Raw genomic sequence first — 11,712 nt, 5'->3', positions numbered from 1 at the left:
GTTTGAATCCCAGGGTCTGCGCGACGTCGCTTCGCGCCTGCTCCGCCCTGGGATGACGAAGTCCCAGGCTCGAGGCTAATCTCGAACGTCGCGATTTGCTGCAGAAGGAGACTATTCTCGTCGGCAGCCAGGATAAAGCGGGGTGATGGCATTGGAATGCGCTGACTTCTACGACGCGGAACTGGCACGGCACAATAGGCACCTTGGGGCCGCTGCCCGTGTCGCGATACGTGACCGGGTGCTGGACATCGGTTGCGGTGCGGGACAAACGACCCGTGAGGCCGCGCGCGTCGCCGTCGACGGAGAAGTGGTCGGCGTGGATACGTCCGATGAGATGCTCGAAGTTGCGCGGCGGCGTTGCACCGAAGACGGGCTGCGCAACGTGGCCTTTGAGCAGGGGGACGCGCAATCTCACCCGTTCCCTGCTGCCAGTTTCGATCTTTGCATCAGCCGGTTCGGAGTGATGTTCTTTGCCGATCCGGCGGCTGCATTCGCCAATATCGGCCGGGCGATGCGGCCGGGCGCGCGCCTTGCGTGGATGGTCTGGCAGAGCCAGGAGCGCAATGAGTGGTCAGGAGCCATTCGCCAAGCCCTGAACCCGCAAAGCATGCCGTCCGGGGAGGTTCCCATGGCGTTTTCACTTGGGGATCCTGCCGTCGCTGCAGATCTTCTCAGCGCCGCCGGATTTATGTCCATCGACTTCACCGAGGTGCATGAGCCGGTCTTCTACGGGCCGAATGCCGACGCCGCGTTCGATGCTGTCAGCAGGTTTCAAATGGTGAAGGAAGCGCTGGCGCGTGCGACTGAGCCGCCCGCCAAGGTGTCGCAGCGGTTGCGCGATATGTTGGAGGCGCACATGACGACCGAGGGCGTGCTGTTCGACTCGCGTGCGTGGCTCATCACTGCCCGTCGTGCGAACGGATAGCCGTCTCGCACCGCTGGGAACTCCAGCCGTTACGGCAGTCTGATCCCAGCGCTGCAACCGATCATCCCCCGATAGGGGTGTCATACGACTTTGCTTTGACGTGAGATCCCGTTGGCAGTCGGGATGAGATGGTGCCCAGAAGAGGACTCGAACCTCCACTCCTTGCGGAACACGGACCTGAACCGTGCGCGTCTACCAATTCCGCCATCTGGGCTGGTGCGGGCTCATGTAAGCGGGCGGGCGATGCCTGTCAACGCGCTTTTTTCGTCGGCGTTGACGCTGCCCCTCATCGCCCGGCCGCAACGCCGGCGCCGGTCTTGCATCGTTGGCGATTGGCGAAACCGGCAATGACAGCACCCCTCTCCCCGTCACTAATACGGGGAGAGGATGCCGGCAGGCAGGTGAGGGGCGGCACAAGCGCTGGATAGATAGGGCGGAAGGAAGTCAGACCTGAAGCGATTATCCTGGAGACCGCTGCTCGCTCCGCTAGCCGCCAGAATGCAAAGAGCCCCTCACCCCTCCAGCACTTCCTTCTTCGCCACCGTGGAATCGGCGTTGAGCTTGTAGATCACCGGCACGCCGGTGCCGAGCTCTAGCTTTACGATCTCCTCGCCGCTCTTGCCGTCCAGCGCCATGATCAGCGCGCGCAGCGAATTGCCGTGGGCGGCGACCAGCACCGTCTCGCCGCGCAGCACATGCGGCTGCACGTCGTGCAGGTAATAGGGCCATACCCGCGCGCCGGTATCCTTCAGGCTTTCGCCGCCGGGCGGCGCCACGTCGTAGGAGCGGCGCCAGATGTGCACCTGCTCCTCGCCCCATTTCTTGCGCGCGTCGTCCTTGTTGAGGCCGGAGAGGTCGCCATAGTCGCGCTCGTTGAGCGCCTGGTCACGGATGGTCTTCAGATCGCTCTGGCCGACCACGTCGAGGATGTGCTGGCAGGTCTCCTGCGCCCGCTTCAGCGCCGAGGTGAAGGCGATGTCGAATTTGAGCCCCCGCGCCTTGAGCTTCTCGCCGGCGGCAAGGGCTTCCGCATTGCCCTGCTCGGTCAGATCGACGTCGCGCCAGCCGGTGAACAGGTTCTTCAGGTTCCATTCGCTCTGGCCGTGGCGCACGAGCACGAGAGTTCCCGACATGTTTGCTCCTCTACGTGGTTTGAGCAATTCCAGGAAAAGTGTGTGGCGGCTTTCCGTCCGGAATTGCAGAAGAAAAGAAGTTGAGAGCCGCCTCAGCTCAGGCCGAGCACGTCTCGCATGGAATAGAGCCCGGGCTTTCTGCCGCGCGCCCAAAGCGCTGCCTTGACGGCGCCGCGGGCGAAGATCGCCCGGTCCTCGGCATGGTGGGCAAGCGTGATGCGCTCGCCGGTTCCGGCCAGGATCACGCTGTGGTCGCCGACCACCGAGCCGCCGCGCAGCGCGGCGAAGCCGATCGTGCCTGCCTTGCGCACGCCGGTGTGGCCGTCGCGCGCCCGCACGCTGTTGTCCTCGAGAGCGATTGCTCTGCCCGTCGCCGCCGCTTCGCCGAGCAGCAGCGCCGTGCCGGACGGCGCGTCGACCTTGTGCTTGTGATGCATCTCCAGGATCTCGATGTCGAAATCTTGCGGGTCGAGCGCGCGTGCCGCCTGCTCCACCAGCACCGCCAGCAGGTTGACGCCAAGGCTCATATTGCCGGATTTGACGATTGTCGCATGGCGGGCCGCCGCCGCGATCTTCGCATCGTCGTCGGCCGAGCAGCCGGTCGTGCCGATGACATGGACGATGCGCGCCTGCGCGGCATAGCCGGCGAATTCGACGCTTGCGCCGGGTGCGGTGAAGTCGAGCACGCCGTCGGCCTTGGCGAAAGCCGGCAGCGGGTCGTCGACGATCGGCACGTTGATGATGCCGATGCCGGCAAGCTCGCCGGCATCCTTGCCGAGATAGGGCGAGCCCGGTCGTTCGACAGCGCCGGCAACGCGAGCGCCGGGGATCGTGTGGATGGCGCGGATCAGCGTCTGGCCCATCCGACCGGCGGCGCCGACCACCACAAGGCCCATATCGCCCGTTTCGCTCATGCGCTTCTCCTGACAGCCTTCTTCGCGCGCGTGCGCGGCAGCGGAGTTTGGATTGGCTTGGCGTCGTCGACAAGCCCCAGCCCCTTCTTGCCCTGCACACGGTGGAAGCGGGCATAGACGCTGTGCGGGTCGGCCATCAGCGTGGCATGCGTGCCCTGCTCGACCAGTCGGCCTTCTTCCAGCACGATGATGTGGTCGGCATTGACCACGGTCGACAGCCGGTGCGCGATCACGATGGTGGTGCGCCCTGCCATGACATGGGTCAGCGCTTCCTGGACGCGCGCTTCCGCCTCGTTGTCGAGCGCCGAGGTCGCCTCGTCGAGCAACAGGATCGGCGCCTGGCGCACGATGGCGCGGGCGATCGAGACGCGCTGGCGCTGGCCGCCCGACAGCGTCACGCCGTTCTCGCCGACCGGCGTGTCAAAGCCTTGCGGCTGCTGGCGGATGAAGTCGTCCGCGGCGGCCTGGCTGGCCGCCTGCTCGATCTCGGCATCGGTGGCTGAGAGCCGGCCGTAGCGGATGTTGTCGCGGATCGTGCCTTCGAACAGGTAGGGCGCTTGCGAGACATAGGCGATCGATTGGCGCAGCGACTGCTTGGTCACCTTTGAGATGTCCTGGCCGTCGACTGTGATGTTGCCGCTGTCGACGTCGTAAAAGCGCTGCAAAAGCGCCACCAGCGTCGACTTGCCGGCGCCGGAGGCGCCGACGATCGCGGTGACCTTGCCTGCGGCGGCGGTGAAGCTCAGGTTCCGCAGCACCGGCATGTCTTCGGCATAACTGAAGGTGACATTGTCGAAGCGTACCTCGCCGCTGGTGATCCTGGCCTCGGCCGCGCCGGGCGCGTCGCCCTGCTGCGGCTCGAGGTCGAGCAGTTCGTAGATCATGCGCGCATTGACCAGCGATCGCTCCATGCCGACCTGCATGCGCGCCAGCCGGCGCGCCGGGTCGTAGGCGAGGATCAGCGCCGTGATGAAGGAGAAGACCGCCCCCGGCGGCTGCCCGAGGACCAGCGCGCGGTAGCCGGAATAGGCGATGACGCCGGTGACGGCGAGCCCGGCCAGCATGTCGGAAATCGGCGTCAGCCGCTCCGACACGCGCGAGATCTTGTTGCCGCGCTGCTCGGCGCTCTCCGAGAGCTGGCCGATGCGCCGCGACAGCTCGTCTTCCATGGTGAAGGCCTTGACGATGGCGATGCCCTGCGTCGCTTCCTGCATGGCGCCGATCAGCCGCGAGTTGATCTGCACGGATTCGCGCGAGATGCGGCGAACGCGGCGCTGCAGATAGACGACGGCATAGATCAGCGGCGGCCCGATCAGCAGCGAGGAGAGCGACAGGAGCGGGTCCTGATAGATCATGACGCCGATGAGACCGATCAGCGACACCCCGTCCCGCGCGATCGAGGTCAGCGTCATCGACAGCAGGTCACGGATGCCGTTGATGTTCTCGTTGACCCGCGCCGCGAGCTGCCCGGAACGCGTGTCGGTGAAGAAGCCGACGCCGAGCTTCATCAGATGGTCGAAGATGCGGCGCTGGTAGCGGGCCACCAGATTGTTGCCGATCCTGGACAGCGTCACCGCCTGGCCGTAGGTGGCAAGCCCGCGCAGCACGAAAGAGCCCATGATGCCGGCGCAGATCAGCAAGATCAGGTCGCTGCGCCGGTCGTAGAAGATCTGGTTGATGACCGGGCTCATGATCCAGGCGGCGAAGGCCGTCGTGCCCGAAACGACCAGCGAGCAGGTGATGGCGACGACGTAGGACCAGCGGTATTCACGGCCGTTCTCGGCGATGATGCGGCGCAGTATAGCCCAGGTTTCGCCCGGCGGGGCCTTCGCTTGATGTTGAAGCTGATTCAAATCGAGGGTCGTTTCGTGGTTCCGTTTGGAGATTTTGGCACCCCTCTTAACGTCCTCGTCGCGGCTTGCCTATGGCGAAACTTCGTCGCGGATCATTCACGACCTGGTGTCCAGGCCCCAAGAACTTGTTACAGGTTGGGAAAGTTCGGTGCTTGGCGAACGCACAGGTTCGTTCATCCTGGGGCGGAGCAAGGAGCGAAGCGACGCGGCGCAGACCCAGGATCCATGCCGTTACATCGAGGTGCCGCCCACGGTGCAGAATTCTGCACCGTCGCATTCCTCGGCTAACGTCACGGCATGGATTCCAGGGACTCCGCGACGGAACTTCGCTCCTGCTTCGCCCTGGAATGACGAAGCTGGGCTAGTTTCGACGGGCCAAACCGCAGACGTTGGTCCTGCCCAAACCGCCGCGACCCGGCCTTACGCCCGCCAGTGCCGTCCCGCGGTCTGGACGCCGAACAGCGACGGGGTCCTGGCATAGGCGGCCAGGCCGAGAAGCGCCGCCAGCGGATGCGTGATGACATAGACCGGCATCGAGCGCATCAGCGCGCGGTGCGGCGCCTTATCCTCGAAGGCGGCGCGGAAATTGCCGGCTTTCAGCGCCGGCACGATCTTCTGCGCGATGCCGCCGGTCAGGAACACGCCGCCGCGGCTCTTGAATACCAGCGCCAGGTCGCCCGCTGTGCGGCCGAGGCAGGTGACGAACAACGACAGCGCCTCTTCCGCCACCGGGTCGGATTTGGCGAGCGCGGCAGCGGTGATCTCGGCCGGCGTGGTGAAGGGTGTCGGCCTGGCGTCGGCCTTGGCCACGGCGCGATAGAGATTGACCAGCCCGCGGCCGCACAGGATCTGCTCGCCGGAAATACGGCCCTCGAGCTTTTCGATATGCGGGAACACCTCGAAGTCGCGCGGCGTGCGCGGGCCGATGTCCATGTGCCCGCCCTCGCCCGGCACCGGTATCCAGTGGCGAAGCGCGTAGATCAGCCCGGCGACGCCGAGCCCGGTACCGGGGCCGAGCACGACCCGGCCCGCGCTCGGCTCCGGCGAGCCGCCGCCGATCTTTTCCATGTGCTCTTCGCCGAGCGCCACCACCGCCAGCGCCTGCGCCTCGAAATCGTTGAGCACGACGATCTCGCTCAGGCCCAGATTGGCAAACATCTGGCGCGGCTTGACCACCCAGGGGCAGTTGGTGAGCCGGATCTTGTCCCCGTCGACCGGCCCGGCAACCGCCAGCACCGCCGAATGCGGCTGGATCGACGAGCGGTCGAGCACCGCCGCCTGGATCGCCTCGTCGATCGTCTCGAAATTGGCCGTCTGGACGATCTGCGGCTCGGTCGCTTCCGAATTGGCGTCGAGCACGATCGAGAAACGCGCATTGGTGCCGCCGATGTCGCCGATCAGGACCGGAAACCGCAGCGCTATGTCGTCTTCGCCTACCATGCTCTCTGCTCGTCCCGTTCCGGCCGCCTGCCTGTTCGTTGAACTAGCGCATGGACTTGCAAAGGGAAAGCCGGTTTGGCGTCAGTTTCCCGGTCTGGGCCGCGGCAGCGGAATGCCGATCGCGGGCGTCGGAGCGAAGGCGCTGGCCTGGGCCGGCAGCGTCGCCGCGCCGCTGGAGATCGTCTCGGCCGGCTCGGTCACCTGCGGCTTGGCGGCCGCGACCGTGGCCGCGCCGGCGCCGCGATAGGTCACGGCCTCCAGCGAGGGCGCATCCGGCGCGGCGAGCACCGCCTGGCATTCCCTCGGCAGGTTGGCCATCGTCATCAGGTCGCGTGCCTTCGGCGCGTCCGGGTTCTTGTTCGGGCGCCAGGGCTCCTCGGTGAACCACCAGGCCAGCGGCTTGCCGCAGCCGTCGTCGCCGGGCGTCGCCTGCTGCGCCTTGCAACCGGGCGAGCCCGGCTGGCAGCCGATGCGCATGTGGAAGTGATAGTCGTGGCCCCAGAACGGCCGGATCTTGCGCAGCCAGGAGCGGTCGCCGGTGACGGTGTCGCAAAGCTTCTTCTTGATGCCGGGATTGACGAGGATGCGCTCGACCTCAGGATAGCTCGCCGCGCGCTTCAAAAGCCGCGTATGCGCCGGCGTCCACAGCGTGTCCTTCACCAGATGCGTCTTCTCGTTGACCATCAGCGTCGCGCTCATGGTCTCGCGCTGCGCGATCGTCAGCGGGCGCCCCGGCATCGGCGTCAGCCAGATATCGGCATCGAGGCCGATCTGATGCGAGGCATGCCCGGTCATCATCGGGCCGCCGCGCGGCTGCGAAACGTCACCGATCAGAAGCCCCGGCCAGCCGTCGGCATGGGCGTCGCGCGCAAGCTTCTCGATCAGCGCGATCATCGCCGGATGGCCCCAGCGACGGTTGCGCGAGGGGCGCATCACTTCCCAGGCCGGCCCGTCCATCGGCAAGGCGACGCCGCCGGTGAAGCAGCCCTTGGAATAGAAGCCGAAGGATTGCGCCGGCGCCACCGCCGGCAGCTTCTTGGCGCCGAACAGGTCTTTTGCGCGGGGCTCGGCCGAGATCGCGGCCGCGGCAAACGCGGCTAAAGTCACCAGCGCAAGCGCGGCGGTCAGGAACGGCTTCCTGTCGGGCAGCGATCGCAACGTCATCAGGCCGGGTCCCTCTCCAGTCAAATTCGTTGGCCAGTCAAATTCGTCGGCGCAGCGTGCGAATCATATCATGCCATGCGCGACGCTTCGATCACGAGCGTTTCATCGGGCTGCGCGGCTCTCCGTCCCGCCAGTTGCCGTCGGCCCACATCCGCTCCAGCGCCACCCGATAGTTCGGGAAACGAAAGCTGTAGCCGGCCGCCTTGATCGCCGCGTTGGCGACGCGCTTGTTCTCGCCATAGAAGGAACGCGCCATGGGCGAAAGTTGGGCGGTCTCGAAAGGAATTTCCGGCGGCGGTGTGACGCCCATCAGTCCGGCGGCATAGGTGACGACGTACTGCGGCGGCGCCGGCTCGTCGTCGGTGACGTTGAAGACGCCGCCGAGATTCTTATCAGCCAGGTGCCACAGCGCACCGGCAATGTCGTCGCAATGGATGCGGTTGAACACCTGATCTTTCTTGACCAGCCGCCTTGCGGTGCCGTCCTCGAGATTGACCAGCGCGTTGCGGCCGGGGCCGTAAATGCCGGACAATCGCAGGATCGCCACCGGCTTTCCGATTTCCCGGCCAAGAGCCAGCCAGTCCCGTTCGGCCGCCACCCGCATCGCCGAGCGCTTCGACACCGGTTTGCAGTCGGCGCTCTCGTCTACCCAGGCGCCGCCATGATCGCCATAGACGCCGACGGTCGAGAGATAGCCGATCCATTTGAGCGACGGCATCTTTGCCCGGATCGTCTCGCCGACGGCGTTGAGCACCGGATCGCCCGCCTCGTCCGGGGCTACCGAGATTATGAGATGCGTCGTTTGCCGAAGGGCGTCGCCGATCCCGGGCGTCAGCGCTCCGTCGAAGTGCAACGGCTCGATGCCCGCCCGCCGCAGCGCTTCGAACTTTTCCGGCGAGCGCGTCGTGCCGAAGATCGGCGCGCCCTGCTCATTGGCCCGCGCGAAGGCCTTGCCGGAATAGCCGGCGCCGAAGATGAAGAAGCGTTTTTCACCCATCAATGAACCCCCTTCAATGATCATTTTGCATGATCCGGCAGTGCCGAAAGCCATTCGTCGCGCACCGTTGCATCGTCTTCGGCCTGCAGGGCCGATGCGGCGAGCTTGGCAAAATCGCGCCGAGGCGCCAGTCGCGACAGCGCCCAAACGGCCGCACCCCGCACCAGCGGCGAGGCATCGTCGAGCAGGCCGCGAACGATGGGCGCCAGCGAAGCATCGCCCGAATTGCCGGCGGCGATCAGCACGTTGCGCACGAAGCGGTCGCGGCCGATGCGCTTGATCGGCGAGCCCGAGAAGAAGGACCGGAACGTCGCGTCGTCGAGCCTCAAGAGTTCAGACAAGGGCGGCTCGCGCAGGTCATTGCGCGCGGCAAGCTTGGCCTCGGAGGCGACGCTGGCGAATTTGTTCCACGGACAGACGGCGAGGCAATCGTCGCAGCCATAGATGCGGTTGCCGATCTTTTCGCGGAATTCGTGCGGGATCGGCCCCTTGTTCTCAATGGTGAGGTAGGAGATGCAGCGCCGCGCGTCGAGCCGGTATGGCGCCGGGAAAGCATCGGTCGGGCAGACGTCCAGGCAGGCGCGGCAGGAGCCGCAGTGGTCTTCTTCCGGCTTGTCCGGCTCGAGCTCGGCGGTCGTGAAGATAGTGCCGAGGAACAGCCATGAGCCATGCGCGCGGCTCACCAGGTTGGTGTGCTTGCCCTGCCAGCCGAGGCCGGCGGCTTCGGCAAGCGGCTTTTCCATCACCGGCGCGGTGTCGACGAAGACCTTCACGTCGCCGCCGGCGCGCGCGACGATCTTGCCCGCGATCTCCTTCAGCCGGCCCTTCATCACGTCGTGATAGTCGCGATTCTGAGCATAGACGGAGATCGCGCCGCGATCGCGCTTTGCAAGAGCGCCGCGCGGATCGTGGTCAGGACCGTAATTCATCGCCAGAACGATGATCGAGCGCACCTCCGGCCACAGCGTCGACGGCTCAGCGCGTCGCTCGATCGTCTCGGCGATCCACTCCATCGAGCCATGGAAACCGTCGGCGACGAATTCCGCCAGGCGCGCCGGCGCCAGCGGGATCGCGTCCGGCCTGGCGACGGCAACGGCGTCGAAGCCGGCGCGGCGCGCCTCCGTGTCGATCAGCGCGCGCAGGCGGGCCTTATCAGAAGTCGAGGTCCGCATAATGCGATACCGGCGACAGGCCGCGCACACGGTCGGTGAGCAGCGGCCGGAAGGACGGCCGTGATTTCACCCGGGTATACCATTCGCGCGCGGCGACATGCTCGCGCCAGTCGATCTCGCCGAGATAGTCGAGCACCGAAAGCGTTGCGGCCGCGGCAAGGTCGGCATAGGTCACCTTGTTGCCGGCCAGCCAATGGCGCGTGCCGGCCAGCCAGTTGGTGTATTTCATGTGCTGGCGGATGTTGGCGCGCGCTGCGCGGATAGCCGCCGAATCGGGCGAGCCGCCGCCCGCCGTCTCCGGCATGACCGGCTTCAGCACGCGCTCGCGCACCAGATGCCGCGTCACCTCATTTTCGGCCTTGCTGAGATACCAGTCGGTCAGGCGGCGGATTTCGGCGCGCTGCATAGGGTCCTCGGCGAACAGCCGCTTGTCGCGCTTCAGCACCCCGCGCGTCTCGTCGAGATATTCGGCGATCACCATGGCGCCGACGATCGGCACGTCGCCTTCGGCAAGCAGGATCGGCAACGTGCCGGCCGGGTTCAGCGCCAGAAACTCCTTGCGCCGCGTCCAGGGCTTCTCCTCGATCAGCGCCAGCTCCTCGCCATACTCGCCGAAGGCGAGGCGCACGAACCGGCAAGTGGCGAACATCGGATGGTGGAAAAGCGTCAGCATGGTTCCGCGATGATAGGGCGCACTGGCGAATCGCCCGCTGCGCCGGTAAGTCTTGGCGGCCCGTCATGCGGCCGTCACGGTGCTGCGACCTATAGGGGGACTTCCGCGCCGTGACAAGCAAGCCGTTTTCTTCAGCCATCACCCGACTCGAGGTTGCCAATGGAAAGCCAAACCATCGTCGAAGCGCTGCTGCTCGGCCTGCTGGAGGGCCTGACCGAATTCATACCGGTGTCCTCGACCGGCCACATCCTGCTCGCCGGCCATTTCCTCGGCTTCCATTCGACCGCCAAGGCCTTCGAGATCCTGATCCAGCTCGGCGCGATCCTCGCCATCCTGAGCGTCTATTTCCGCCGCCTCTGGAAGATGCTGCTCGAACTGCCGCACGACCGGCTGACCAGGCATTTCGTCATCGGCATCCTGATCGCCTTCCTGCCGGCGGCGGTCATCGGCGCGCTGGCGCATGACTTCATCAAGACCTTCCTGTTCGAATCGCCGCGGCTGATCTGCATCATGCTGATCATCGGCGGCGTCGTGCTGCTCGCCGTCGATCGCCTGAAGCTGAAGCCGTTCTACCACGACGTCGAGCGCTTCCCGACCAGGCTCTATCTGCAGATCGGCCTGTTCCAGTGCCTGTCGCTCATCCCCGGCACCTCGCGCTCCGGCTCGACCATCGTCGGCGCGCTGCTTTTGGGCGTCGACAAGCGCGCGGCGGCGGAGTTCTCCTTCTGGCTCGCCATGCCGACCATGGTCGGCGCCTTCGCCTTCGACCTGTTCAAGAACCGCAACGTGCTGACCTCGGCGGACCTGCCGATCATCGCCGTCGGCTTCGTCGCCGCCTTCGTCACCGCGCTCTTCGTGGTGCGCTTCCTGCTCGATTTCGTCTCGCGCAAGGGCTACTCGCTGTTCGGCTGGTGGCGCCTTGTGGTCGGCGGGCTCGGGCTGGTGGCGCTGATGATCTGGGGGTGATTAACACCGAGGCGGCGCTCCAACACGCCTTCGCCATCCACGGGTCTGCGCTGCGTCGCTACGCTCCTCGCTCCGCCCGTGGATGACGAAGGGAATGGCTCAATTCCGCCCATAAAACGCATTCTCGACATGCACCGGCCAGCGCCAGGGCAGCACCGCCATCATGTCGAAGCGCACGGATAGCCTGCCATAATCCGGCTGGCGTGAGAGCCAGAGGTCGGCCGCACCCTCGATGCGCCGCTCCGACGCGTGGGCGATCGCCTCCATCGCCTCGATCAGCGTTCGCCGCGCCTTGAGCTCGACGAACAGCACGAGATCGCCGCGCCGGGCGATCAGGTCGATCTCGCCGAGTTTCGTGCGATGGCGGCGCGCGAGGATGCGATAGCCCTTCACCATAAGCGCCAGCGCCGCCAGTCATTCGCCGCGATGGCCACGCCGATAAGCCTTGCGCCGATGCCCGATCGAGCGCTCAGCC

General features: G+C 66.0%; 11 protein-coding genes and 1 tRNA gene. 2 read left to right on the top strand and 10 right to left on the bottom strand.

Annotated features, from left to right (window positions below):
- Positions 1-145 precede the first annotated feature (145 nt).
- Positions 146-925 carry a class I SAM-dependent methyltransferase gene (locus EH240_RS25565; protein ID WP_125003848.1) on the top strand — a complete coding sequence of 260 codons (780 nt, stop codon included), beginning with the start codon at positions 146-148 and terminating at the stop codon, positions 923-925.
- A gap of 129 nt (positions 926-1,054) precedes the next feature.
- Here EH240_RS25565 and EH240_RS25560 read toward each other — a convergent pair.
- The 9 genes from EH240_RS25560 to EH240_RS25520 all read right to left on the bottom strand — a co-directional run bounded on the left by EH240_RS25560 (position 1,055) and on the right by EH240_RS25520 (position 10,271).
- Positions 1,055-1,139 (bottom strand) — tRNA-Leu (locus tag EH240_RS25560).
- A gap of 298 nt (positions 1,140-1,437) precedes the next feature.
- Positions 1,438-2,058: a 2,3-bisphosphoglycerate-dependent phosphoglycerate mutase gene (locus tag EH240_RS25555; protein WP_125003806.1), complete on the bottom strand. Its 621-nt coding sequence runs from the start codon at positions 2,056-2,058 to the stop codon at positions 1,438-1,440.
- A gap of 92 nt (positions 2,059-2,150) precedes the next feature.
- Positions 2,151-2,972 carry a 4-hydroxy-tetrahydrodipicolinate reductase gene (gene dapB / locus EH240_RS25550; RefSeq protein WP_125003804.1) on the bottom strand — a complete coding sequence of 274 codons (822 nt, stop codon included), beginning with the start codon at positions 2,970-2,972 and terminating at the stop codon, positions 2,151-2,153.
- Positions 2,969-4,825 carry an ABC transporter ATP-binding protein gene (locus EH240_RS25545; RefSeq protein WP_125003802.1) on the bottom strand — a complete coding sequence of 619 codons (1,857 nt, stop codon included), beginning with the start codon at positions 4,823-4,825 and terminating at the stop codon, positions 2,969-2,971. Before EH240_RS25545 ends, dapB begins: the two co-directional genes overlap by 4 nt.
- A gap of 420 nt (positions 4,826-5,245) precedes the next feature.
- Positions 5,246-6,265 (bottom strand): glucokinase, encoded by a 1,020-nt coding sequence (locus EH240_RS25540; RefSeq protein ID WP_125003800.1) that lies wholly within the window; start codon positions 6,263-6,265, stop codon positions 5,246-5,248.
- Positions 6,266-6,346: 81 nt separating this feature from the next.
- Positions 6,347-7,429 carry a penicillin-insensitive murein endopeptidase gene (gene mepA, locus EH240_RS25535; protein ID WP_125003798.1) on the bottom strand — a complete coding sequence of 361 codons (1,083 nt, stop codon included), beginning with the start codon at positions 7,427-7,429 and terminating at the stop codon, positions 6,347-6,349.
- A 91-nt stretch (positions 7,430-7,520) separates the two neighbouring features.
- A complete protein-coding gene (locus tag EH240_RS25530) occupies positions 7,521-8,426 on the bottom strand; it encodes an SDR family oxidoreductase (RefSeq protein WP_125003796.1) in 906 nt (301 codons plus the stop codon).
- Positions 8,427-8,446: 20 nt separating this feature from the next.
- Entirely contained in the window at positions 8,447-9,598 is a 1,152-nt protein-coding gene (gene queG / locus EH240_RS25525; RefSeq protein ID WP_125003794.1) for a tRNA epoxyqueuosine(34) reductase QueG, read from the bottom strand.
- Positions 9,579-10,271 (bottom strand): glutathione S-transferase family protein, encoded by a 693-nt coding sequence (locus EH240_RS25520; RefSeq protein WP_125003792.1) that lies wholly within the window; start codon positions 10,269-10,271, stop codon positions 9,579-9,581. The genes queG and EH240_RS25520 overlap by 20 nt, the downstream gene beginning before the upstream one ends.
- Before the next feature lie 159 nt (positions 10,272-10,430).
- Here EH240_RS25520 and EH240_RS25515 point away from each other — a divergent pair, with 159 nt between their 5' ends.
- On the top strand, positions 10,431-11,237 hold the full coding sequence (locus EH240_RS25515) for an undecaprenyl-diphosphate phosphatase (protein ID WP_125003790.1): 807 nt from the start codon (positions 10,431-10,433) through the stop codon (positions 11,235-11,237).
- Positions 11,238-11,336: 99 nt separating this feature from the next.
- Here EH240_RS25515 and EH240_RS25510 read toward each other — a convergent pair whose 3' ends face one another.
- On the bottom strand, positions 11,337-11,651 hold the full coding sequence (locus EH240_RS25510; protein WP_245436363.1) for a YraN family protein: 315 nt from the start codon (positions 11,649-11,651) through the stop codon (positions 11,337-11,339).
- Between the last annotated feature and the right edge of the window lie 61 nt (positions 11,652-11,712).

Source organism: Mesorhizobium tamadayense (genome assembly GCF_003863365.1).
GTDB classification, from domain to species: Bacteria; Pseudomonadota; Alphaproteobacteria; order Rhizobiales; family Rhizobiaceae; genus Mesorhizobium; species Mesorhizobium tamadayense.
The sequence above is the reverse complement of the archived record's forward strand: the minus strand, read 5'-3'. Positions and strand labels throughout refer to the sequence as shown.

Bases quoted from the DNA above. Each gene is read 5' to 3' on its own strand.
- EH240_RS25520 (WP_125003792.1), bottom strand. From the start codon at position 10,271: ATGCTGACGCTTTTCCACCATCCGATGTTCGCCACTTGCCGGTTCGTG.
- queG (WP_125003794.1), bottom strand. From the start codon at position 9,598: ATGCGGACCTCGACTTCTGATAAGGCCCGCCTGCGCGCGCTGATCGAC.
- EH240_RS25540 (WP_125003800.1), bottom strand. From the start codon at position 6,265: ATGGTAGGCGAAGACGACATAGCGCTGCGGTTTCCGGTCCTGATCGGC.
- EH240_RS25515 (WP_125003790.1), top strand. From the start codon at position 10,431: ATGGAAAGCCAAACCATCGTCGAAGCGCTGCTGCTCGGCCTGCTGGAG.
- mepA (WP_125003798.1), bottom strand. From the start codon at position 7,429: ATGACGTTGCGATCGCTGCCCGACAGGAAGCCGTTCCTGACCGCCGCG.
- dapB (WP_125003804.1), bottom strand. From the start codon at position 2,972: ATGAGCGAAACGGGCGATATGGGCCTTGTGGTGGTCGGCGCCGCCGGT.
- EH240_RS25555 (WP_125003806.1), bottom strand. From the start codon at position 2,058: ATGTCGGGAACTCTCGTGCTCGTGCGCCACGGCCAGAGCGAATGGAAC.
- EH240_RS25530 (WP_125003796.1), bottom strand. From the start codon at position 8,426: ATGGGTGAAAAACGCTTCTTCATCTTCGGCGCCGGCTATTCCGGCAAG.
- EH240_RS25565 (WP_125003848.1), top strand. From the start codon at position 146: ATGGCATTGGAATGCGCTGACTTCTACGACGCGGAACTGGCACGGCAC.